19 protein-coding genes and 1 pseudogene are annotated in these 23,302 nt (G+C 35.3%); 1 reads left to right on the plus strand and 19 read right to left on the minus strand.

The window, feature by feature from the left end; genetic code table 11:
• Nucleotides 1-734 precede the first annotated feature (734 nt).
• The 12 genes and pseudogenes from ACZLXV_RS01765 to ACZLXV_RS01820 all read right to left on the minus strand — a co-directional run bounded on the left by ACZLXV_RS01765 (nt 735) and on the right by ACZLXV_RS01820 (nt 14,609).
• On the minus strand, nt 735-1,085 hold the full coding sequence (locus ACZLXV_RS01765) for a hypothetical protein (RefSeq protein ID WP_022223879.1): 351 nt from the start codon (nt 1,083-1,085) through the stop codon (nt 735-737).
• A 297-nt stretch (nt 1,086-1,382) separates the two neighbouring features.
• Entirely contained in the window at nt 1,383-2,021 is a 639-nt protein-coding gene (locus ACZLXV_RS01770; protein ID WP_022223878.1) for a putative bacteriocin export ABC transporter, read from the minus strand.
• A gap of 1 nt (nt 2,022) precedes the next feature.
• Nucleotides 2,023-4,038: a hypothetical protein gene (locus ACZLXV_RS01775; RefSeq protein ID WP_482382307.1), complete on the minus strand. Its 2,016-nt coding sequence runs from the start codon at nt 4,036-4,038 to the stop codon at nt 2,023-2,025.
• A gap of 259 nt (nt 4,039-4,297) precedes the next feature.
• Nucleotides 4,298-5,269, minus strand: coding sequence for a sensor histidine kinase (locus ACZLXV_RS01780; protein ID WP_482382308.1), 972 nt, complete (start codon nt 5,267-5,269; stop codon nt 4,298-4,300).
• 311 nt (nt 5,270-5,580) lie between these two features.
• Entirely contained in the window at nt 5,581-6,300 is a 720-nt protein-coding gene (locus ACZLXV_RS01785) for a LytR/AlgR family response regulator transcription factor (protein WP_482382309.1), read from the minus strand.
• Between the two features lie 171 nt (nt 6,301-6,471).
• Nucleotides 6,472-9,084, minus strand: coding sequence for a CAP domain-containing protein (locus tag ACZLXV_RS01790; RefSeq protein ID WP_482382310.1), 2,613 nt, complete (start codon nt 9,082-9,084; stop codon nt 6,472-6,474).
• Nucleotides 9,085-9,135: 51 nt separating this feature from the next.
• A complete protein-coding gene (locus ACZLXV_RS01795; protein ID WP_482382311.1) occupies nt 9,136-9,726 on the minus strand; it encodes an HD domain-containing protein in 591 nt (196 codons plus the stop codon).
• A 235-nt stretch (nt 9,727-9,961) separates the two neighbouring features.
• Nucleotides 9,962-11,077, minus strand: coding sequence for a 5-methyltetrahydropteroyltriglutamate--homocysteine S-methyltransferase (locus ACZLXV_RS01800; protein ID WP_482382312.1), 1,116 nt, complete (start codon nt 11,075-11,077; stop codon nt 9,962-9,964).
• Nucleotides 11,078-11,321: 244 nt separating this feature from the next.
• Nucleotides 11,322-12,497 (minus strand): MFS transporter, encoded by a 1,176-nt coding sequence (locus ACZLXV_RS01805; protein ID WP_482382313.1) that lies wholly within the window; start codon nt 12,495-12,497, stop codon nt 11,322-11,324.
• Between the two features lie 140 nt (nt 12,498-12,637).
• Nucleotides 12,638-12,805: pseudogene (locus tag ACZLXV_RS01810) on the minus strand (beta-galactosidase small subunit-related protein); the annotation flags it as partial.
• A gap of 107 nt (nt 12,806-12,912) precedes the next feature.
• Complete coding sequence (locus ACZLXV_RS01815; protein WP_482382314.1) at nt 12,913-13,392, minus strand: CinA family protein; 480 nt, start codon at nt 13,390-13,392, stop codon at nt 12,913-12,915.
• A gap of 251 nt (nt 13,393-13,643) precedes the next feature.
• The gene (locus ACZLXV_RS01820) at nt 13,644-14,609 is read right to left on the minus strand and encodes a Gfo/Idh/MocA family protein (RefSeq protein WP_022223868.1); all 966 of its coding nucleotides are present in this window, start codon (nt 14,607-14,609) and stop codon (nt 13,644-13,646) included.
• 165 nt (nt 14,610-14,774) lie between these two features.
• On the opposite strand from ACZLXV_RS01820, the gene ACZLXV_RS01825 reads away from it, so the two are divergent.
• A complete protein-coding gene (locus ACZLXV_RS01825) occupies nt 14,775-16,253 on the plus strand; it encodes an MATE family efflux transporter (protein ID WP_482382315.1) in 1,479 nt (492 codons plus the stop codon).
• Nucleotides 16,254-16,261: 8 nt separating this feature from the next.
• On the opposite strand, the gene ACZLXV_RS01830 is transcribed toward ACZLXV_RS01825, so the two are convergent.
• The 7 genes from ACZLXV_RS01830 to ACZLXV_RS01860 all read right to left on the minus strand — a co-directional run bounded on the left by ACZLXV_RS01830 (nt 16,262) and on the right by ACZLXV_RS01860 (nt 23,243).
• The gene (locus ACZLXV_RS01830; RefSeq protein ID WP_022223866.1) at nt 16,262-17,254 is read right to left on the minus strand and encodes a Fic family protein; all 993 of its coding nucleotides are present in this window, start codon (nt 17,252-17,254) and stop codon (nt 16,262-16,264) included.
• 185 nt (nt 17,255-17,439) lie between these two features.
• The gene (locus ACZLXV_RS01835) at nt 17,440-18,789 is read right to left on the minus strand and encodes an MATE family efflux transporter (RefSeq protein WP_482382316.1); all 1,350 of its coding nucleotides are present in this window, start codon (nt 18,787-18,789) and stop codon (nt 17,440-17,442) included.
• On the minus strand, nt 18,779-19,231 hold the full coding sequence (locus tag ACZLXV_RS01840; protein ID WP_482382317.1) for a MarR family winged helix-turn-helix transcriptional regulator: 453 nt from the start codon (nt 19,229-19,231) through the stop codon (nt 18,779-18,781). The genes ACZLXV_RS01835 and ACZLXV_RS01840 overlap by 11 nt, the downstream gene beginning before the upstream one ends.
• Nucleotides 19,232-19,325: 94 nt before the next feature.
• Nucleotides 19,326-19,850 (minus strand): YcxB family protein, encoded by a 525-nt coding sequence (locus tag ACZLXV_RS01845; protein WP_482382318.1) that lies wholly within the window; start codon nt 19,848-19,850, stop codon nt 19,326-19,328.
• Between the two features lie 83 nt (nt 19,851-19,933).
• On the minus strand, nt 19,934-21,238 hold the full coding sequence (locus ACZLXV_RS01850) for a Na+/H+ antiporter NhaC family protein (RefSeq protein WP_482382319.1): 1,305 nt from the start codon (nt 21,236-21,238) through the stop codon (nt 19,934-19,936).
• Nucleotides 21,239-21,511: 273 nt separating this feature from the next.
• Nucleotides 21,512-22,192, minus strand: a complete 681-nt coding sequence (locus ACZLXV_RS01855) for a TIGR00266 family protein (RefSeq protein WP_482382320.1) — start codon at nt 22,190-22,192, stop codon at nt 21,512-21,514.
• 172 nt (nt 22,193-22,364) lie between these two features.
• The gene (locus ACZLXV_RS01860) at nt 22,365-23,243 is read right to left on the minus strand and encodes a M23 family metallopeptidase (RefSeq protein ID WP_022223860.1); all 879 of its coding nucleotides are present in this window, start codon (nt 23,241-23,243) and stop codon (nt 22,365-22,367) included.
• Nucleotides 23,244-23,302 lie beyond the last annotated feature (59 nt).

The raw sequence follows: 23,302 nt of genomic DNA on the forward strand, positions 1-23,302 counted from the left end.
GTTGTCAACTTTTCAGCTTAGAATTTGTGCTTTTCACAAATTCATCCCTATTTTCAGTTAAGATTGCAAACAAGCTTAGCGAGTTTCGCAATTACCTATTTATTATACAGTATAACACATTAGTGACAAGCAAATCTATGTTCTGTTGAAATGAATTATTTTTGTTAAATCACATAAATTATTTTCACTAAATCGCCTAGCTTGACAATGCACTATCAATCTCTGCGTTAAAGTGGCCACAGCGAAAATAATTCAAATATAAATTATATTGACTTTTTTAACTTATAGTGTATAATAAAGCATGAAAAACATAAACTTTATATAGATGAAATCTGAGGACGGAACAGGCAGCCGTCACGCCCTTTGTGGTCTTAAAGAGATGTGGGATTGTCACCCCACCTATTTCATTTATTAGTTAAGGTAGATGCCAATATGACATCTACCTTTTTTCTTATTTTCTACAACCAATATAACTTAAAACTTAACTATTTATTTTTATGTTCTTGTACCAGCTTTTCAAGTACCCTGATGTATAATTTAATCAGATTTTGGATTCGATGGTCGATTGGGGAAATGCTTATAAACAAATGCAGTAAAAATATGATTTTATAAAAAATTCATACGAAAAACTCATACAAATTTATTAAAAAAGAATAAGTTATAAGTTTACATATTACTTTAACTTATAACTTATCCTTTTATCTTATCACTTTTATCTTTTCTTACTAATTATATTATAATAACGCACTCCACAATTCTTTCCATTCATTTCCGCTGCACGATACAAAATATCTCATCCAGTGTTTTGTGCTCTTATAATATGATTTATCGTCTATCTCATTTTTTAAAACAATGAGATTTTTATATGATATGTCCTTATCTGAAAATCTTTTAGTATAATATTTATATATCAATTCAAGCTGTTCTTTCCCACTCTCAAAGTCTATATTCTCATTGCAAAATTTATTCATATTAGTTATATGCTTTTTTATAATCTCTTCTTTATCTTTCTCCACAACTTCATTCCAAATTTCTATCATATCCTTAACATCATCCTGTGTGTATTCTCTGATTTCTATATTCATGATTTTACCCTCTTATTTTTATATAATTTTATCAACCAATTCAGTATAACACATTTTATTGTTTCATTATTTTTTTTATACTATCTAATATGAATTTTCTTTTTTAAGACATAACAAAACAACCCAAAAAAGACCTCCTATGATTTTAATATTTTATCATAGAAGACCTTGATATTGTTTATTTTACAGAATTTTTTTACAGCATCCAGAGGTGTCAATGAATCCTTCTTTATCTTATCTGAGTCTTTTATTTGAACGAACCCATCTGAACTGAGTTCTCCAATATTCTAAAAATTCTCATAACTGAATTGTTCGGTCACATTTTTCTGCAATATATGGATCATGTGTAACAATCAAAACAGCTTTACCTCGTTTTTTCATTTCTGCGAGCAAAGAAATGACCATGTCACGATTATCTCCATCTAATGAACCCGTGGGTTCATCTGCCAGAATAAGATCACTGCCTTGTAAAATAATTCTTGCCATTGCTACTCTCTGTTGCTCACCGCCACTTAATTTGTATACCGGATATTTTTCCGTATCACCAAGACCTATATATTGTAGAATTTCTGAAATTTGCTTCTTTTTTTGACTTTTTTTCATCTTTTTGTACTCCAGAGCAAGATTCAAATTCCAATAAACCGTTTCTTCCTCTACTAGACCGTAATTTTGAAATAAATAGCCAATTCTATTTCGTTTCAACAACATACCCTCATAAGAATTACGTTTCACATTTTTTTTATTAAAATGCCAAATATCTCCTTTGCTTTTATCCATAATAAGTCCTATTATATTTAGCAGGGTAGACTTCCCACGACCACTTTTTCCGGTAATCGCAACCATTTCGCCCAATTTTACTTCAAAATCAATATTTTCCAACACATTCTTTTCATGGAAATTCTTTCCAAGATTAGATACTTTTATCGCTGTTTCCATATCAACATCCCCCATTCAAAATTTTGTATAATTGTTGCAATATGTTTATTCGGTACAACACATATAATATGACCAAATCTATAATAACGAATGACAAATATCCATAAATATTTATATCTATCAATTTCAAAACTAAAGAAAAAACAAGCAAAACAAGTGTCACTGCTATATCAGATTTCAATATCCGAAAACTGTTATAACCCATTTGGCATTTCACACCATAATCCTTTGCATGAACATTCACATGAACATGATTCGATATATATATAATAAATAACAGTGTAAGAGTAAACAAAGCAATAAATAACTCGCTCTGCTGAAGTACAAACTGATAACCGCTAATTTCTTCCATAAATGGTGCCAGCATTGTTCTGGCAGAAAAAAGTCTTTCCAAACCATATTTTTCCAACATGGCAGAAAAATCACCTTTATTCGTTTCTTTATAGGCCAATTGACAATTTGATAACATATCCATATATATTACAGAAGAAAAGCCACCCGTATCAAGAACAATAATTGGATGTTTGATTTCAATGTTCATATTTGAATTATATTGGTAGTCACTTAGCAATTTTACTGAATAATCATTATCAACATAAACAATATTGATATCATTTTCTGATATACTTACTGATGACTGCTCTCCGTAATAACTATCCGCTAATATTTTATCTTCTAACACAAGTTTATAATACGTTTTTAATTCTTTCTCCTGATCCTGATACATCAAGGGAACAAGCAGGGTATAATCATTGCAATTTAAATCACCTGATATGATTTTACAGTCAATATATTCCTGTAGGTATTTTTCATTTGCAACAATATAATTATTTTTATATGATTCAAATAATTTTTCTTTACTCATTCCATAAAAGTCTTCTTCATCCATCCCTTCATCCAACGCAGTTAAAACACAATCTTGCATAACATATGCGTGATTCATATTTTCCTGATACATATGCTTAACTTGTTTTGCCTGCTGTAGATATAGAGCATTATTATTGCATAATTTATCGTATTCGTCTGAATTAAAACCATAAGAAGAATAAAAGTCATTTAATTCCTTGTAATTTTCCATATCTTTTTCTACTTCTGATATCTTAGCATGATAATGAACCGATTCAGACACAGCTACAGACACAAGCAGAAATAATACAATCTTTCCAATCTGTATAGAATAATCCAATCCATGGGAATATCGTTGATTTTTTATTGCAGTATCAATATGAATCCTTCTTAATCCAATGCAAGTCAAAAAGACCAAGCCGACATTCACACATGATATTAATAACATGAATCCAAGTAAAAATATCACATAAAATAAACTGAGTTTCCTAATTACACCATAGTGAATGATATTTCCTATAATAACCAGAAGTACAGAAACCAATTCGATTAAAAAAGTTTCTTTTATTCGACTCAATACAATTTTATGTTTAGAAAAACCTAACAGAGCTTTAACTGCATTTTCTTTATTTCTTGAAATAACATAAATCAGCATCACAATAAAAGATATGAACAGTAAAATCAATACATCCATTCCATTTGCATATAGAATTGTTTTAATGGATGTGTATGAATTTGATGCATAATCATCTATTTTTATTGAAAATACATCTGCCATTTTCTGAACTTCTTTCTCTCCCAAATTTGTATAAAACACACCAGTTCCATCTATAAAATCATCTTTTGATAACATAAAATAACTATACTGTGTATCCGAAAGTCCCTGAAAATGAAAAATGGACGAAACATTTGTGTGATAAATTTCATAGTTAATAACATCTGTCTCTTCCTGCGAAAGTGGCATTTTTATAATTTGTATATTTGCATCCTGTTTCATGAGGTAATCGTACACATTTCCCAACATTTCAGAAGATGCTTTATCTATTTTATACCCAGCAAGTTTTGTATCTCCAATATGGCTCAATCCATATACCTCATATAAAGACTGGCTAAATATTATTGAAAACAGGATAAGCTCCCCAAATAAAAAGAACGAATATAACTTTTTCATGTAACATTTTCCTCTTCTACTATTAATTTATATTGTAAAATTGCACAGAATATTGTAATAACCACTTCGACACTCCAAACAATTATAGTTTTTTCTATAGTGAATGCAGTTACGAAGATTATATTATCACATTTCAACACCTCATTTAGACTATATGTATAAATCTATATAAACTTTTGTCAAAATTTAAAGTTTTCCATCAAAAAAGGCAAGTTTCCTTGCCATAAATTCTTCATATATTACAATCGTTATTCCTTTCCTACAAATATAATAAAATATCTACAACAAACAAGTTTTCTTCCGTAGAAAATTCCATTAATCCATTATATTTCTGTACAATTGATTCTGTGCTTTGCAAACCAATTCCATGCATGGTTTTATCTTTTTTCCATGTCACAAATCTATTTTCTTGAACATATAGCTTGTTATCATAACTGTTCTTTATACAAATCCACAAACTACCCATTTCAAAGTCAATATCCATGTAAATATATTTTTTTACATCAGTTTCAATACGATTCACCGCTTCTATCGCATTATCCAAAAGATTCCCTAATATAACAATCATATCGTCTTCATCAAGAGATATGTCTTCTGGAATGACAACATTCGATTCAACCAAAATATTACTTTTTGCTGCCCTTGTTAATTTATAATTGATTACACTATCTAATGCTACATTCCCTGTATTACTGTATGCTAAAGTTTGACTTAATTTATCTGCAATCTCTCCGGTATACTCTAAAACTTTGTCATATTGGTTTTCTTTGATCATCTGTTGCATAACAACCATGCGGTTTTTCATATCATGACGATATTGACGTAGTTCCTCATATTTTTCTTTTAACAAGACAGACTGCTGATGGTAATACTCTTTTTCACTCAAAGTAACTGCTGCTTCTGTTCGTTCTCTAAACATTGCAGATAGCGAATCATATAAATAAATCAATATAAAAAGAGAAGCCGTCAAACAAACCAATGAAATTCTTGCCATCATATTGTTTAGAATTTTCTGCGAAAAAATAATGATTTCCAAACAAATTAGCGAAGATGGAATAACTACGATAGCTATTAGAAACGGTTTTGGAATTGGAAAATTCCCCCTTAAGTTTTTAAATTTATGAACAATCAAAGAAATCAACCAAAAAATAAACTCAATGATAAGATTCAAAAAAACAGAGCCCTGTTCAACCTTTCCAAAAGCATCAAAACTACTTAATCCAACTGCCATAGCTACAATTACCTCCGCAGTGAATGAAGACATATAAATTAAGACAGAAATAATAAGACGTTTTGGCAAGGAGCCTGAATAACATAATGAAATCAGAAAAATACTGCTTAAAGCTATTGCAGCACTAACTAATGAATATAGTTCTATATAACTGATATCAACTGAAAGAAAGAAACGTGCCGCATATGCGATATACATAAGCCTTGTGTCTATACATCGGTTTTCGAAAAAGATGGTCATATAGCGATAAATAATATATAATTCAAAAGCATTAATAAAAAAAGTTGTCAAATAATTCAAAAATAATTCCATTATCTTCTCTCTTTTCGTATTTTCATGCACATCTTTTTAATTGCTGAGCGTCTGGATTGGCTTATCGGAAGAGCTATTCCATCAACCATAATTATCTGTTCATAGGAAATTTTTTTGATTTGCCTATAATTTACAATAATTGATTTATGAATATATAAAAATTGGTGATTCTTAACAATTGAATATACATCTTCCATTGAACCATAAAATTCATCTTCCCCCTGAAGCATTGTAATGTGTATTTTTCTGTTCTTGCTTTCGAAGTACAAAATATCTGACATGGGTATTTTAAAAAAATCTGTTCTCTTTTTATATTCAAAAAATTGATTGTTCTGCATGGTAATTGTAAAAAACTTATCTATAACCTTAACCACTTTTGAATACTCTAACGGTTTTACCAAAAAATTAATTGGACGAAATTCAAAAAGATCCATAGCATATCCTGTTTTTGCAGATATGTATGCTATCTGAACACTTTCATCACCTAACTCATTCCGTATATAGTTGCTTACATCAAGCCCACTTTTCTTTTTTAATTCAATATCTAAAAAAATCAAATCAAAAATCTGTCGTTGTATTTCCACGCATAAATTCTCTCCTGAATAAAACGGTTCTATTTCGTAATACACACCTCTTGTTTCAAGAATATCAATCAGCATATTTTCTAACATTGCACAAATTTTAGGCTCATCATCACATATTGCTATTCGGATATCCATATTTCACCTCACTGATAAATGCACTATTCCATCAACCACCATATTGATTTTAAATATTTTAACATATAGTTACATACATTTCTATTATTTTTTGCATAGAATTATTTACTTATTGACAAATAAAAACACCAGAACCGGCATTTACCCGGAACTGGTGTTTCTTTAATCGACTTATTTCAAAACCCTTTTCTTTCTTATTTTTTTTACAATTACCCAGCACCATTTTGTTCTTTTTCCACTTTTTACAGTAATGCGTGCTCTGCCTGCTTTCTTCGCTTTAATAACACCATTTTTAGACACCGTTGCGACCTTTTTATCGGATGACGTAAACGTAATCTTGTCTACACTTCCGGCATTTACCGTTACTTTTAAGTGGTAAGTTTTGCCTTTCTTTAACGTCACTCTTATCTTGTTCAGCGTCATTTTTGTGGTGTGAACGGTTTCATCTTTGTTATCGTTTTGATTGTCACCGCTGTTAGAAAACTGACTATTTTCTTTAATTTTAAAGACTACTGTTCTTTGTCCGCTAAAATTGCCTTTTCCCTGAACCTTAACCACGCCATTTCCAGGCTCAATATTACTGCTGTATACAGCCACATAATCAACATTATCTGTTAATGTTTTTCCATTATAAGTCAGATTCAGTTTCGGTGTAAGTTCCTTCCCTGTATATTCCTGAGCATCAATTTTTTCAACACTGACCTCTTTGATCGGACGGGATACGATCCGAAATGTCTTACGGGCAGTTCCATCATAAGAACCAATTCCGGTAACAGTAACGGTTGCAGTTCCTACATTGATATTATTGGCATAAGAAACCTTGTAGTCCACATCCTTTGTTAACTTTTTCGTTCCCTCCTTCACGGAAACTTCCGGTGTAATCTCCACTCCCGTAAAGGTCTGGTTAGAAATCGCACTAACTTTAATCTTAGAAGTACCTTTTACAATTTTAAAACTTACCGCGGTTGTTCCCATAAAATTGCCGATTCCTGTAATAGTCGCTGTCGCAGTTCCTACATCGATATTGTTGTCATAGGAAACAGTATAATCCGTTCCTCTTTTCAAACTCTTATTCTTATAGGTAAGTTTGATATATGGTTCAATTTTCTTTCCACTGTATGTCTTATCTGCAATTTCTCTTATAGTAACCTGACTGATTGCACATGGAACAATCTTAAAAGTCGTTGTATAAGAGCCTTTATAATTTCCTCTTCCTGTTATTTTTGCAGTGGCAGTTCCTACATTTGTATTGTCTCTATAAGAAACATAATAATCCACACTTTTTTTAAGTACCTTTGTGCCGGCTTTTACAACAATCTCCGGCTTCAATGCAGAACCGGTGTACGTCTGGTCTGCGATTTCATCTACCGAAATATCTGACGGCTCTGTAATCTTAAATGTTATCTCTTTGTTTCCCTCAAAGTTTCCTTTTCCGGTAATGATAACGGTTGCCGTTCCGATATTGACATTATTCTTAAAAGATATTGTATAATCCGTTCCTTTTACCAATGTTTTATTTTTATAAGTAACTGTAAAGGATGGCTGAATTGCATTCCCGGTATAAGTCTGGTCTGCAATTCTGCTGCAGGCTGCCTGTCCTATCGCACACGAAACGATTTTAAAGTTCGTCGTATAAGAACCCTCATATGTTCCTTTTCCCGTAACTTTTACAGAAGCGATTCCAACATTTGTATTATTACTGTATAAAACAGTATAATCTACATCTTTTACGAGTACCTTTGAACCGGCTTTTACGACCACATCCGGCATCAACGCAGAACCGGTATATATCTGATCCGCTATCGGTTCCACAGAAATATCTGTTTTGCCCACATCCGGATTCGTTGTATTATCATCTTTTGATTCCGTTCCCTCTTCGACTGTGATCGTACGGTAAAAATCATCTCCGAATGGGTTGGATACCCAGATTTTAGTCGTACCACTCTTTAATCCGGTGATCACCCCGTCATCCGACAGACTTGCAATGGTTTCATCTTCAATTTTTGCAGTACAGGTATTTTCTATTACACAGTCCTTCTGATATCCCCATTGATTCTTCACATTTATTGCAAGTGAAAAATCTTCTGTCGTTACTTTCTCTCCGACTTTCAGGCTGACATCATCCAGATTTGTTTTTACTGCAGTGATATAAGACGATGAAACATCTACATCCTCAATCTGCGTACTGTCATTCGCTGCTGAAACCGTCCCATCCATGACCTTATCACCAAACTCCTGCACCCAGTAATGGCATCCCTGATATACGACATGCCCTATACCAACGGCCTTAAAATTAGAACTGAGCATATTTCTTCTGTGTCCCTGTCCGGCATAAGATTCATTTTCTTCCTTCCATCCGTTAAATACCTCTGCTGCACTCATATAACCGGCAGCAATATTTTCTCCCTCTGCCATATATCCGGACGGATATGCCGTAAAACATTTCGTGCCATTTGGTCTGGTATGATCATAGGAAAGCGCAATCTCTACTGCCCTTTTCATTGCAACACGCTCTAACGCATAATCATACTGTAACTCTGTGGTTCGATACGATTCCCTTACACTATCGGTCTTATCCCAGCACCACGCCTCTGTATCCGACGTTCGGAATTCATTGATATCGGCAAGCATCGTTCGTGCTTCTGTCTGCCCATATGTCACCTTGATCTTTACAGGCGGTGTCGCAGCTGAAACCTTCATCCCACCCCAATATAGTGAAGTAAAGATCATCGTCACAGCCATAAACATACTGCATATTTGTTTCCATTTGTTTCTTTTACTCATAACTGTACCTCCTTGCCTGATATTCATAACAACATTCATCCATCGTACTGCTTATTCAGCTTTTATATTTCCTTTATTGATGTTTTCCTGTATCAATTTATCCGTGACCTCATACAACCTCTCTGAGCCAAGCTTCGTCTTGCTCTGTCTGCCATAAACCTGCCTAGCTGTCACACCATGCTCTCTCCAGTCACCTCCGCCGTTACTGTTATTTAATATTAACGGTTGAAGATTATCCATTGCATGAGCAAATTTTGACTCCGCCGTTTCAAAAGCTTCAAACTCATCAAAAAGTTTTATGAGTTCTTCTTTTTGTTCCTCCGGCAATATAGAAAAAATTCTCTCTTTTGCAGCATCTTCCCTTGCCTTCTGTGTCTTAAGATTTTCTGCATCATATGCGTATGTATCACCTGCATCTATCTCTACTATATCATGTATCAGGCACATAAGCATAACCTTTCCTATATCTACAGGTTCATTTGAGTATTCCTTTAGCAGATATGCCATAATCGCCATATGCCATGCATGCTCCGCATCGTTTTCGTTTCTGCCATGACCAGACAAATGTGTTTGTCTGAATATATTTTTTTCCTTATCTATTTCCAGTGCAAAATCAAGCTGTTTTTTTAACCTTTCATCCATCTGTTTATCCCTCCTAAAACTCTCTTTATTATAACATTGCTTACGTGCATTTTCTACTCTGCATCTAAAGACAAAAAACAGAGGCTTAAAAGTTTCCGGTCACATCATAGTGTGAACTGTAGTCTTTTTAAGTCTCTGTCTTTTTATTATAAAAATATTAAATTATTTTTTATTAGCTTTCAACTTTAATATAAAAATATACCAAAATACAAATATGTGAATATTAAACTGTTTTTTATTTCCAAACTTCGTCAGCAATCTCTTTTACAAGTGCAAGTTTTGCCCACTGCTGTTCTTCTGTAATTTTATTACCAATCTCGCAAGAAGCAAATCCGCATTGTGGACTTAAACATAAACGATCGAGCGGAATATATTTTGCTGCCTGATTTATTCTTGCCTTTACTGTTTCCTTATCTTCAAGTTCAGGTTTCTTAGTTGTGATAAGTCCAAGTACAACTTTCTTATCAGGTGAAACTTTTGCAAGAGGTGCAAAGCCGCCTGACCTCTCATCATCATATTCCAAAAGAAGTGCATCCACATTTTCCTGTGCAAATACATAATCTGCCACTGAATCATATGGTCCGCTTGTAAAGAATGTTGAATGATAGTTTCCTCTGCAGATATGTGATGTAATTGTCATATCCTCCGGCTTTTTCTCAAGTGCAATATTATTTACTTTCAAAAGCTGTGCCTTTACATCCTCAATGTCAAGCCCGAGAGATTTATATCTCTGTTTTGCAGCATCCCCAACAATAGCACCCCATGTACAATCGTCAAACTGAAGATTGCGGCATCCCGCTTCATAAAACTGTCCGATAACTTCCTGATATGCTGTTCCTATATCCTGAATAAGTTCATCATCAGTCTCATAAAACTTTCTTGTTCTTTCTATATTCTGAGGAACTATCATCTGCTGATACATCTGTGCAGGTGCAGGAATGGTATATTTTGCTACAGTATTATCATCTTCAAACTGTTTGAGGAATTTAAAATACTCCACAAATGGATGTGCTTTTGCCTTAACCTTACCTACAAGATAAGTCGCTTCAAGGTCTGCCATTTCTCCATTAAACTGTACTCCGCCACCTTTTTTCTCATGTGCAACGCCATCAAATCCCCACATAAAATCAAGATGCCAGAATTTTCTACGGAATTCTCCATCTGTAATTGCATGAAATCCCGCTGCTTTCTGTTTTGCAACTATATCACGAACGCAATCATCGATTATTTTATCAAGTTCTTCCTGTGTTATCTTTCCTGCCGCAAAATCAGCTTTTGCATCCTTTAATTTCTGCGGTCTTAAAAAGCTTCCAACAAAATCATATCTAAATGGTGTTTTTAACGTACTCATTTGTATAACCTCCTGTTTATTTTTTCGTTTTCTCTGAGGTTATACTATCATCCAAATGCTTTATTTGTATAATATCTTTATATACAGGTTTGTCATAGTTTAAAACTATAGCCATGCATTCATATACTGTATATATGTAGGAGATGAAAGGCTGAACCGTTAAGTATATATCACTGATTTTTTCTTTTTTTAACTCATACCTAAAAAGTACATCAGTCTCCAAACCGATGTACTCTCTATATTTTCATCTTTTATTAGCCTTCAGCAAACATACTGATATTATAAGAACAATCGGAAATACACATCCCGCAAGCATACCTGCTCTAAGATTATTTCCTGCATTCTGTGTTACAAATCCGACTATTGCCGGCCCTATAGAACCACCCATGTCTCCTGCCATTGCAAGAAGTGCAAAAAGTGCTGTTCCTCCTGATGTTATCTTTGCTGACGTTATGCTTATTGTTCCGGGCCACATAATTCCTACTGAAAATCCACATACAACACATCCGACAAGTCCTAAAACCGGACTGCCGCTAAGTGCCGCAAGCAGATAACACACAAGACACAGTGCCCCTGAGCCTATCATAAATTTCATTAAATCTATTTTTTCTCCGTACTTTCCGTAAAAAAGCCTGCTTATTCCCATAGCAACAGCAAACAGACACGGTCCCATAATGTCTCCGACATTTTTTTGAAAACCAAGTGCTGACTCTACATAAGCAGATGCCCACTGCGCCATTGAAATTTCACTTGCACCTGCACAAATCATCAGAACTATTGCAATCCAGAATATTGGAAGCCTGCACAAATTTTTTATTCCAAGCCCCTCTCCTTCGTCTGTCAGTCTCTCTATCGGACAGCTTATAAAATTAAACACATTATAAAGAGGAACAAGTGCCCAGATACATGCAAGTATACGCCAATTTTCTATTCCGAATACTGCAAAAAATATTGTTGATAAAAGTATAACTCCAACTGACCCCCAGCAATAAAATGAATGAAGCAGACTCATAACACTGCTTTTATTTTCAAATGGACACGCTTCTACTATCGGACTTACAAGTACCTCTATAAGTCCGCTTCCCATCGCATAAACAACAACACTTATTATAATTCCTGCATACGCACTTGGCAGAATTTCCGGCAATACTGCAAGACCTATAAGCCCGGCTGCCGAAAATATCTCCGATGCAACAACACTTTTTCTATAACCGATTTTATCAACAAACTTTGCACAAAACAAATCTATCAAAAGCTGTGTAAAAAAGAATGTCGTTGATATAAATGCAATTTCACTTATAGGTATTCCATATGTTCTTTTAAAAGTCAAAAACAACAGTGGTGCAAAATTAGCTGCTATCGCCTGTGTAATAAATCCAAGATAACATGCAATTAGAGTTTTTCCATACTTGTCTTTCATCCCTGATACCTCCAATTTTCTCCTATGCTCATATTTCATTTTTTGTATTATATTACACTTTATCGGATAATAATTTAAATATGCAGTCGTTTTTTAACATTATTTTGTCATTTATATCATGTATTTGTTAACTCATTACATCAACCGATATAAATGGAATACTCAATATCTTTTCCCGCATCAATGCGGCAATCTTCCTGTACATCACTTCCCCAGCTGTCAATTCCTCCTACACCTCTTACAGCTCCGTATACACATAAAACAGTTCTTCTCGCCGGTGGAAGTTCTTCATGATGCGTTGCATTTTCAAAACAAATACGTATTCTCTTTCCAAGCATATCAAGCCATTTCATACTAATATCCATATTTTCCCCACTTTCTGTTTTTTAAACCAATAATAGTCTGCCACAAAATACTATATACTTTCTTCAAGTTTCTCAAATACTTTGTCCGCATACAACTGTTTAATATCATGTCTGCTCATGCCCTTAACATCAACATCAAATTCAAAAGAATTTATTTTCTGCCCCACAATAATACAAAAATAAACTTTCCCCTGAACACTGTCAGCATTATTAGGGTCAATGTTTCCTGTTGTCCCTGTAATCCCTATTGCTATATCAGTGTTCAACTTATTTTTAACTGTTTGTGCCATTGCTTTGGCACACTCGTTTGAATACACTCCGTATTTTTTTATTATATTCTCATCCACACCGACAAATATCTTTGTCTCATTAAGGTACGTCACATACCCTCCCGGAAATATTGCAGATGCACCTTCAGTGTCAGTTATCATTGATGCAATAAGTCCTGATGTGCAGCTTTCCATAGTTGAAATCGTAGTTCCGCTTTTTATCAATTTCTTTATTATACAGTCAGTCTGAACCCGCTTCATATTAACCCCCATTTCTGACACGATTATTTTTTAATTTGATTATATTGTTTTCTTGTTTTTTTTGTCAATAACTGATAACTTTTAATCTGTACAATATTAGAAGTTCAGCCTGCATATATTTGATATTGATATACAGTCTCGTTGACTCGGTTATCGTAGGACAACACTTCCATGACGCTAATAATATTAAAAATCACTCTCCAAACTCCTGCAATATCTTATGCAATACCGAAACAAAGTATTATGTTACTCTATTCTTCCTCCGGATATTTAAAATTCCTTGCATCTGTCATAGTCCCCATAACGTCCCATGTATAATCAAGATGCATACATTCCGGCTCACCGCCTATTGCCCTCTCCATATCTTCAAGTTCATATACAAGAGCATCTTCATTCTTTCCTGCAGTTATCTTCTCGGTCTTGTCAGACTCAACATAATATATATCAGCCTCCCATGCTCTCGGATATTCCATTATCTCAATGTAACCCTTCTCGCACGAAATCATTCCTCTTTTTGGCTGTTTTGAATGAAGTGACAACATTACAGATGCCATCTGCCCTTCGTCATTCTTAAGCAGCATTCCTACCTGCTCATCAACACCCGTCGGTGCATTTTTTGTCTGAGTCATCATTGTTTGAGGCATCGACTCCATAAACCAGCGTATAAATGAAAGTGCATACACACCAATATCAAGCAACGCTCCGCCTGCTAAATCTCTATTGAAAAAGCGATTGTTCATATCATACTCTTTATAACTTCCAAAGTTCATTGTGATAATGTTTACTTTTCCAAGTACTCCCGTATCCAGCATTTCTTTAAGCTTTTTATAGATAGGCATGTGATATATTGTCATGGCTTCTGCAACAACTACCCCTTTTTGCTCTGCCAAATCAATTATGCTTTCTAATTCGCTGCTATTTAATGTTATAGATTTTTCTGCAAGTACATGTTTTCCATTATTTACAGCCTTTTTCATAAATTCAAAATGCGTGTTGTGCGGAGTTGTAATATAAATTACATCCACATCAGGATCCGTAAAAACATCATCCATATTCTCATAAACCTTATCAATATTATATTTTTTTGCAAAATCAACCGCCTTTTGATAAGTTCTGTTCGCAACCGAATATATACGTCTGCCATTTTTCGCCAAGGTCTGTGCCATCTCATTTGCAATTACTCCTGTACCTAATACAGCCCATTTGATATTTTCCATAAATAATGACCTCCTTAATTGTATATTAAAGAAATTTTACGATGCAAGGTTCAAAATACTTTTGAACCCAACATCATTTTATTGTTACATTTAATTTAATTCATGCTATACTTAATTTCAATAAAAATATTAAATAATATTCTATTATGAAATCGAGGCCTAATTATGAAACGCATTAATTTTGAAAACGGAACTGTAACAGGAAATATTTTAAATGCAGCTCTCCCAATGCTTGTTGCACAAATTTTAAGTCTGCTCTACAACATTGTTGACCGTATCTATATTGGTCGTATTCCCAATATAGGAACTGCTGCACTTGGTGCTGTCGGTCTGTGTTTTCCTCTTATAATGATAATTACTGCATGCAGCAATCTTTTTGGAAGCGGCGGTGCCCCGCTTTTTTCCATCAATCGTGGGATGGATGATAACCATAAAGCCAATACTATTTTAAACACATCTTTTTCAATGGTTTGTGCAAGTTCAATACTCCTGATGTTAGTCGGTCTCATTTTTTCAAAACCGCTTCTTATTCTTTTTGGAGCATCAAAAAATGCACTTATTTATGCCAGACCTTATATGATGATATATCTGCTTGGCACTCTCCCTGCAATGATTTCAACGGGTATGAATCCATTTATCAATGCACAGGGTTATTCTACAACAGGTATGTTCTCCGTGGTCATCGGTGCAGTTGCAAATATTATACTTGACCCGCTCTTTATTTTTATGTTAGGGCTCGGAGTAAACGGTGCCGCTATTGCAACCGTAATATCTCAGATATTATCCGCAGCATTTGTTTTTTATTTTCTGAGACGAAAAGCAGAGCTGAAAGTCCGTCTGCTCAGAAAAAATGAGCTTCATTCCTGCCTCTCCATTGCCAAAAATATCATAACCCTTGGCACGTCAGGTTTTATCATGCAGCTTACAAACAGTCTCGTCTCAATTTGCTGCAATAATGTACTCTATGTCACCGGTGGCGACGTGTATGTCTCCGTTATGACTATCGTTTCAAGTGTCCGCCAAATGGTTGAAACTCCGATTTATGCCATAACCGAAGGTTCCTCACCTATTATCAGCTATAATTATGGTGCAAGACGCCCTGAACGTGTAAAAAAAGCCGGTATAGTCATGGCTGTTATGGCACTTATCTATACCGGAATTATGTGGAGTGTAATCATACTCGCCCCAAAATATTTAATTAAAATCTTTAGTTCAGATGCAACACTTATAAAAGATGTTGTACCTGCATTAAAACTTTATTTTACTGCATTTATCTTCATGGATTTGCAATATATCGGACAGACCGTTTTCAAATCACTTAACAAACGAACGCAGGCAATTTTCTTTTCACTTTTACGAAAAGTGTTTATTGTTGTACCGCTTACATACATCCTGCCGCACACTTTCAAAATGGGAACAAACGGTGTATTTATGGCAGAACCGGTGTCTAATGTAATTGGCGGAAGTATGTGTTTTATTACTATGCTGGTCACTGTGCTGCCTGAACTTAACAGGATGAAAGATACTCCCCTTTTTCCCAGTCAAGACACATTGCATATGCAATTCCCGTCAACGCCATCAACAACTGTTTCAAAAAAAGAGAAAGAATCATCTTTTTTTAATTACAATCAGGAAACAAAATAACACCCCTTTCAGACCTTTACATAACGCTGATTTCTGCTTCTAGGCTTATCAGGAATAGTCATTTGCACCAGATTTAACTCCATTGCTGGATGAAGATAATTCCTACGGAAACCATCTTTTGATTTTAGTCCAAGTTTTTCCATCAGTTTATTGCTTGTATATGGAATATCATAATCCATTATTTCAAGCAGTTTTTTTACATTTCCTGAAATCTGCACGCTATTATCATCAATCTGTATTGAAAGTTCATCTAATATCTTATCAATCTGAGATAACATAAATTCAATAAAAAAAGTAGACTCGCCATCGACATGGCACTTTGCAATCGCATTATAATAATCGTCCTGAAATTTTTCAATCTGACTTTCAATAGGAATATATTCAAATATTGCTTTCCATTTTGATAGTATAGCAGTATGCCACAATCTTGCCATTCTGCCATTGCCGTCTGAAAATGGATGAATAAATACAAACTCATAGTGGAATATACTGCTCAATATCAATGGATGGATTTCTCCCTGAACCCTTTTCATCCAATCAAAAAGCTGAATCATCAACTGTGGAACAAGTTGAGCCGGTGGAGCCATAAATATACACTTCTCACCGTTAAATACTCCTTCTTCCCCATGACGAAATCCACCTGATTCATCTACAATATATTTTGTCATAATTCCATGAAATCTTTTTAAATCTGCAATACTATATGGATTTATTTCTGAAATTCTTTCATATGCGTCATAAGCATTTTTTACTTCCTGTATCTCCTTTAATTCTCCAAGTACAAGTTTTCCGTTTATAACATCCCTGACCTGTTCAACAGAAAGAGAATTTGCCTCGATTTTCAAGGAGGAATGTATTGACCTAATCCTATTATTTTTTCTAAGATGTGGTTTTGTTTCCATGTCACTTATAATTGTAATGCGTCCAATCTTCTCAGAAATAGCCGCTACATAAGATAACATACTGTTTGTAATTGTAAATGGCGGATTATAATCACCCATACTGCACCTCCAGCTTGTGTACTAACTTACATATTAACTTGCACACTTTCTTGCACACTAACATACATATTAACTTGCGTACTTTCTTGCACACTAACATACATATTAACTTGCGTACTTTCTTTTTCAATTATACACAAATTCTGAAAATATTAAAACCCGCATCCCAGAACTCAAATTCAATCCTACGATTGAACACCCGTCTCTTTTTTATTCATATAAATAAAAAATATAACATTCAAAACAATTCCGACAACCGTTGATGTAGGTGCTGCAAGTCCGATATTTGTAAGGCTTGCGTTAGGCTGGATACTCATAATATACGCCATCGGCAGACGTACCAAAAGCGTCTGTGTAAGCCCTTGAATCATTACCCACAATGTCTTATTGTTTCCATTAAAATAACCTATCATACTGAACAATACGGCGGTCACTATCGTTTCCGGTGCAAATCCTTTCAAATAGTCAAATCCCTTCTGTATAACTGCGGCGTCATTTGAAAAGAATCCCGCAAGAACATCACCTTTAAACATTACAATCAAAAATACTACACAACCAAATGCCACACCGACACCAATTCCTGTAAACATGGCATGCTTTGCTCTCTTTTTGTTGCCAGCACCGACATTCTGTGATACAAAAGAAGCCATCGACTGCATAAGTGAGCTTGGAATAAGCATTGCAAAGTTTACAATCTTGCATGCAACACCATATCCCGAAGATGCTTCAAGACCAAGTCTGTTTACAAATGCACAGAGTGCCAGAAACGAGAGCTGTGTCAAGAACTCCTGCAATGCAAGCGGCAGACCGATTTCAAGAAATTTACGACACTGTTTGTTTAATCTAAAATCTGATTTTGATATTGAAAATGGAAGTTTTTTCTTGACTAGCATCACAATCGCACATACAACGCTTACAGCCTGAGCAAGAACGGTTGCGAGTGCCGCACCTGCCGCATCCATATGAAGTCCTGCTACCAGAACCATATCACCAACAATGTTTACAATACAGGCAACAAGTACAAATATCAACGGTGACCTGCTATCCCCAAGTCCTCTAAAAACAGCAGCAAGTACATTGTAGGCAACAATAAAGAATATTCCGCTGCCACAGATACGAACATAAACCGTTGTAAGACTGACTGCTTCCGTTGGTGCCTGCATCAGAACTGAAATAGGTTTTGCAAAACATACCATAAGAATAACCAAGCCTATTGATATTATCGTAAAGACAACAGCAGCCCCGCCAAGTACCTCGCCTATCTGCCCCGTTTTCTTCTCTCCAATATATCTTGCTATAAGAACCGTGATACCCATAGCAAACTGTGTGACAACAAAAGTCACAAGATTGAGTACCTGACTTCCTGTTGAAACTGCTGAAAGTCCTGCTGTCGAACCAAATTTTCCTACAACAAGCAAATCTACTGCACCGTAAGCCGCCTGCAAAACAAGTGCTCCTAAAATCGGAAGCATAAACCAGAACAGCTTCTTTAAAATACTTCCCTGCGTGAAATCTGTCTTATCATTACTGCTCAATCGTAACACTCCTCTCTGACATAACTTTGTAAAGTTTTTCGATAGTCCTTATTGTACATTCCGCATCCTCATCTGAAATATCGTTTAACAGCGGCGCCAGACTGTTAAAATACTTTTCACTATATATCTGTAACAAATGCTTTCCTGCATCTGTCGCAAATATATATGTAACACGTCCGTCACTCTCAGAAGTTTGTTTGTAAAGATAGCCTTTTGTCTCCATCTCCTTGACAGTGCGTGTCACACCCGGACGTGGAATGTCAAGTGCATCACTTATGTCCGATACTTTTACACTCACCCCCTGCTTTTCCAAAGACTCAATCACATCCAGATAATGGATATAAGACGGTGTAACACCATTTGGAAGCGGCGGAAGCAGATCCCTTGACCGCTTTGCAAGATAGCACGCATCAAACATTGCTTTTATCTTTTCGATAGTCATAATAAATTCCTCTTTCTAATACTGTTTTTGCAAACAAAAAAGTCTATATAGTTACCTTTGTTAATTACCTTGGATAACTATATAGACTTTTATTCTATTTGTCAACACCTGACTGTGACAATTTGTTTTTAATCTCCTTCAAGCCGCTATCACCTATACACCTTTCAGGCAATATAAACGCCTGCATCGAACCATAAAATATATAAAAATAATCTTTTTCAGCATAAATATTAACTATATCGCTGTACTTAACAATAGTCTCTCCCTGTTCACATGTCTCAACAATTCTGTCATCCAAAAACTCAACCGATGCTTTCTCATTATAAGGCAGCTTTCCGTCTTTTTTCATTTTTATAATGTTCTTTTTAATATTCCAACGCATCATAGCAGGCACGATAAACCACCACAAAACAGTTGATAAAACCGCCACTGCAGCAACAGTAAGAACAAGTCCTCTCTCTATGTCAATAATAAGCAATGCCAAAACAAATATGAACATGGCAAAAGGAAAAGAAATTCTTGTAACTAAAAGAGAATACTTTCCGATTTTTGAATGTTTCAGATATGAATAATTAAATTCAATGTAATCGTTGTCATTTAAATCAATATTGTACTTCATAAAAACCTCCCTGTATTGTCTTTATATTATAATGTAAAGTTCAATAACCGCTAACCATCCGCAGAGATAAAATCCCCACCAAATCACTGAGTTTTTACCCCAATCCAAATCAGAGAACTTATGAGCAAAAAAAGCGGATAGAACATATAAGGAATAATATCAAATGCCGAGATATTTTTTCCCAGTTCCGTAACGGCTGAGATTGCAACAAGCATCTGTGCTCCATAAGGCAAAATCCCCTGTGTTATACATGAAAATGTGTCCAGCAATGATGCTGTTTTCTTCGGTGTAATTCCGTATGTCTGCGCCATTTCTTTGGCAATTGGATTTGCCATAACGATAGCCACTGTGTTATTGGCGGTTGCTATATCCATAGCACCGACAAGTATTCCCATGCCAAGCTGTCCGCCTCGCTTTCCCTTAAACACATGATGTATTCCACCTAAGAGAGCATCAAACCCTCCATATGAACGAATCAAAGCACATAGAGCTGCGACAAGTACTGCCACGATACAAGTTTCAAACATGCCTGATACTCCGTTCCCCATATTGGCAACCAAATCCACAAATGATGTTTTTCCCGTCAACAACATGATTACCGCTCCCGATATGATGCCCGTCAACAATACAAGAAACACATTCCATCCGATAATTCCACCTATCAGCACAAGCACATACGGTATTATCTGTATCAGATTATAGTTGTGATGAACACTTCCTTCAATAACTGTATTCCATGATAAAAAGCTGACTACAATAACCGTCACTACCGCCGCTGGAAATGCAATCCAGAAATTCTGTCTAAATTTATCTTTCATTGCACAACCTTGTCCGTTACAAGCCGCAATAGTGGTGTCTGAGATAAAAGACAGATTATCTCCAAACATGGAACCTCCCATCACCGTAGCCACACAAAGCGGTACTGAAAAGCCTGAAGCCTCCGCTACTGCAACAGCAATCGGAGTAATCAATGTAATCGTCCCCACTGAAGTGCCCATTGCTACAGACACAAAACATGCTACAATAAACAGAACAATGACTGCAAATCTTGCCGGAATCAGCTGCAACATAAAATACGCTACACTCTCTGCACTGTCTCGTCCTACAACACCAACAAATACTCCGGCTGTCAAAAAAATCAACAGCATAGTTATTATATTCTTGTCCGCCATCCCCTGTGCCATAAGTTCCAATTTTTCATCAAAAGATACATTCCTGTTTTGCAGACACGCCGTCAAAATCGCCACCAAGAAAGCTACAATAATCGGAATATTATAAAATCCCATCGGAATTTTCATAATATATTCAAATACAATTCCAAGTCCCAAATATAATACCAAAAATACAAAAACAGGCAGCAACGCCACCGGATTTGCTTCTCTTTTCATGCTTTATCCTCATTTCCAAATGTATTGTGAAATACATACGAAGCCAAAACTTCGATACTTATTGTTCAAATATTTCCGTTTTTATATTTAACTATTTATAGATTGTAATGTCAAGGACGTAATGATTTTCCTTCTCACCACAAAACAGAGTGCTCAGCCAACTGCCGAACACTCTGTTTATTTTTACAGCTTTACAATCTTCAATTCAACCTTCACAGTGCTGTTGAAAAAACAAATACTGTTCTTTGTTTTTACAAACGCTTTTTCCAAAAACTACTTAGACGGGATTCTGCTTGCAATTCTTCCTGCAAAATCATTAAAGTTCTGCGTCTGAAGTATAACTTTTCCCGGTCCTACAAGTCTTGTAAGGAAAAGTCCCTCGCCACCGAGGAATATGTTCTTAAGACCTTTTACTGTCTCAATCTCATATGTTATCGTCTTTTCAAAGCCGACTACATTACCTGTGTCAACTTTTATTACTTCGCCCGGTGCAAGTTCCTTTATAACTTTGTCACCGTCAATTTCAAGAAATACCATACCTTTACCTGTTATATCCTGAAGAATGAAACCTTCCCCGCCAAAAAATCCGGATGAAAATCTCTTTGTAAAAGCAACCGACAGGTCTACTGTAGGTTCGGCACAAAGGAATGCTCCCTTCTGACAGATAAATCCACCTGTCTCACCAATATTTATCGGAAGAACCTCACCTGCAACAGTTGATGCAAATGCAATCCTGGCTCCGGCCTGTTCAGCAGTATAAGTTGCCATAAATAATGACTCACCTGCAAACATACGTCCAACACCTTTTAAAAGACCGCCCTTTGTATTGGTATCCATCTTAATTCCCTCTGTCATCCATGCCATACCACCTGACTGTGTATACATAGACTCTCCCGGTGCATCAAACATCACCTCAACCGCCGGCATTGTGTTTCCTACTAATTTGTATTGCATAACTCCCTCTCTTTCCACACTATAAGTGCAACATTTTTTGTAACCAACTTCTTTAATATATTAACAGAAATTGGTATTTATGAAAAGAACTTTACAAAAAAACTGTTGCCGCCGAAAATTCAGCGACAACAGCAGAAACTATAATAAGAATTTTTAATTTACAACTTTTTATCTACTTTAAAAGCAAAAGCGGGTCAACACTCTTTCCGTTTTCCGTAACTTCAAAATAAAGATTACTTCCCTCCAAAGTATAATATTTTGTCGGCTTTGCAATATGGCCGACTATCTCACCTTTAGCAATTTTTTGTCCGGTTTTAACATTTAAATTTTTAAGCTGTCCGTATTTAACTTCATAACCGCTTCCAATATCTACAGTGACGGTTGTTCCTGTTTCATCATCTGTCTTTACGCTTTTGACAACACCAGCTGCCGCAGCTTTCACTTTCTCATCCGTCTTAGCTGCTATGACAACTGCCGGATTTATTTTATATTGTGCCAATGTCTTAAAGTAAACCGTATTGCTGTCACTAAATTTAAGAATAATATCTTTTTCGCTGCTTCCTACAGGCCAAACCAGCCCCTTCTCCGCATCAAATTTAAGACTGTTATCATTTGACATTGTATTTACTGTTTTTCCCTGTTTTTTATTTTTATCTTTTTCTGCTTTGTTCGTCTTTTTGTTTTCGTTGTTTGAAGCAATATCCTTTTTGTTATTTTCCTCTTTTGCATCATTTATTTTTTCTCTCGCACTTTTAACAGAAGCTTTTTTTGAATTTTTCTTAATATTTTTTACATTTCCTGAACCTGCTGTCACCGTTTTATTTTCTGTATTTTTTTCTGTTTTCTTATCATTTGAACTGTCTGCCTTTTTATCTGCATCCGCTGACAATCTGCCTGCTGATGAATCAGAGAAAAGTTTTGTCCCATCATTCTGCGGTGCTTTGTTTGTCTTGTAGTACACTCCGCCTATCCCAAGTCCACAAACAAGTGCAGCACACAGCGAAATGCATAACCCCTTTTTCTTAAAGTTGTTCTCCTTATTATCATACATACGGCAATCCCTCCAATTACGCAATATATTATTTAGTTTCCTAATATAACAAAAAAATA

Source organism: Butyribacter sp., assembly GCF_056818865.1.

Coding starts and splice junctions, on each gene's coding strand:
- ACZLXV_RS01775 (WP_482382307.1), bottom strand. CDS start 4,038: ATGAAAAAGTTATATTCGTTCTTTTTATTTGGGGAGCTTATCCTGTTT.
- ACZLXV_RS01795 (WP_482382311.1), bottom strand. CDS start 9,726: ATGGATGAAAGGTTAAAAAAACAGCTTGATTTTGCACTGGAAATAGAT.
- ACZLXV_RS01820 (WP_022223868.1), bottom strand. CDS start 14,609: ATGGAAAATATCAAATGGGCTGTATTAGGTACAGGAGTAATTGCAAAT.
- ACZLXV_RS01855 (WP_482382320.1), bottom strand. CDS start 22,192: ATGCAATACAAATTAGTAGGAAACACAATGCCGGCGGTTGAGGTGATG.
- ACZLXV_RS01840 (WP_482382317.1), bottom strand. CDS start 19,231: ATGACTATCGAAAAGATAAAAGCAATGTTTGATGCGTGCTATCTTGCA.
- ACZLXV_RS01830 (WP_022223866.1), bottom strand. CDS start 17,254: ATGGGTGATTATAATCCGCCATTTACAATTACAAACAGTATGTTATCT.
- ACZLXV_RS01860 (WP_022223860.1), bottom strand. CDS start 23,243: ATGTATGATAATAAGGAGAACAACTTTAAGAAAAAGGGGTTATGCATT.
- ACZLXV_RS01800 (WP_482382312.1), bottom strand. CDS start 11,077: ATGAGTACGTTAAAAACACCATTTAGATATGATTTTGTTGGAAGCTTT.
- ACZLXV_RS01780 (WP_482382308.1), bottom strand. CDS start 5,269: ATGGCAGTTGGATTAAGTAGTTTTGATGCTTTTGGAAAGGTTGAACAG.
- ACZLXV_RS01805 (WP_482382313.1), bottom strand. CDS start 12,497: ATGAAAGACAAGTATGGAAAAACTCTAATTGCATGTTATCTTGGATTT.
- ACZLXV_RS01785 (WP_482382309.1), bottom strand. CDS start 6,300: ATGGATATCCGAATAGCAATATGTGATGATGAGCCTAAAATTTGTGCA.
- ACZLXV_RS01765 (WP_022223879.1), bottom strand. CDS start 1,085: ATGAATATAGAAATCAGAGAATACACACAGGATGATGTTAAGGATATG.
- ACZLXV_RS01845 (WP_482382318.1), bottom strand. CDS start 19,850: ATGAAGTACAATATTGATTTAAATGACAACGATTACATTGAATTTAAT.
- ACZLXV_RS01790 (WP_482382310.1), bottom strand. CDS start 9,084: ATGAGTAAAAGAAACAAATGGAAACAAATATGCAGTATGTTTATGGCT.
- ACZLXV_RS01815 (WP_482382314.1), bottom strand. CDS start 13,392: ATGAAGCGGGTTCAGACTGACTGTATAATAAAGAAATTGATAAAAAGC.
- ACZLXV_RS01825 (WP_482382315.1), top strand. CDS start 14,775: ATGAAACGCATTAATTTTGAAAACGGAACTGTAACAGGAAATATTTTA.
- ACZLXV_RS01770 (WP_022223878.1), bottom strand. CDS start 2,021: ATGGAAACAGCGATAAAAGTATCTAATCTTGGAAAGAATTTCCATGAA.
- ACZLXV_RS01850 (WP_482382319.1), bottom strand. CDS start 21,238: ATGAAAAGAGAAGCAAATCCGGTGGCGTTGCTGCCTGTTTTTGTATTT.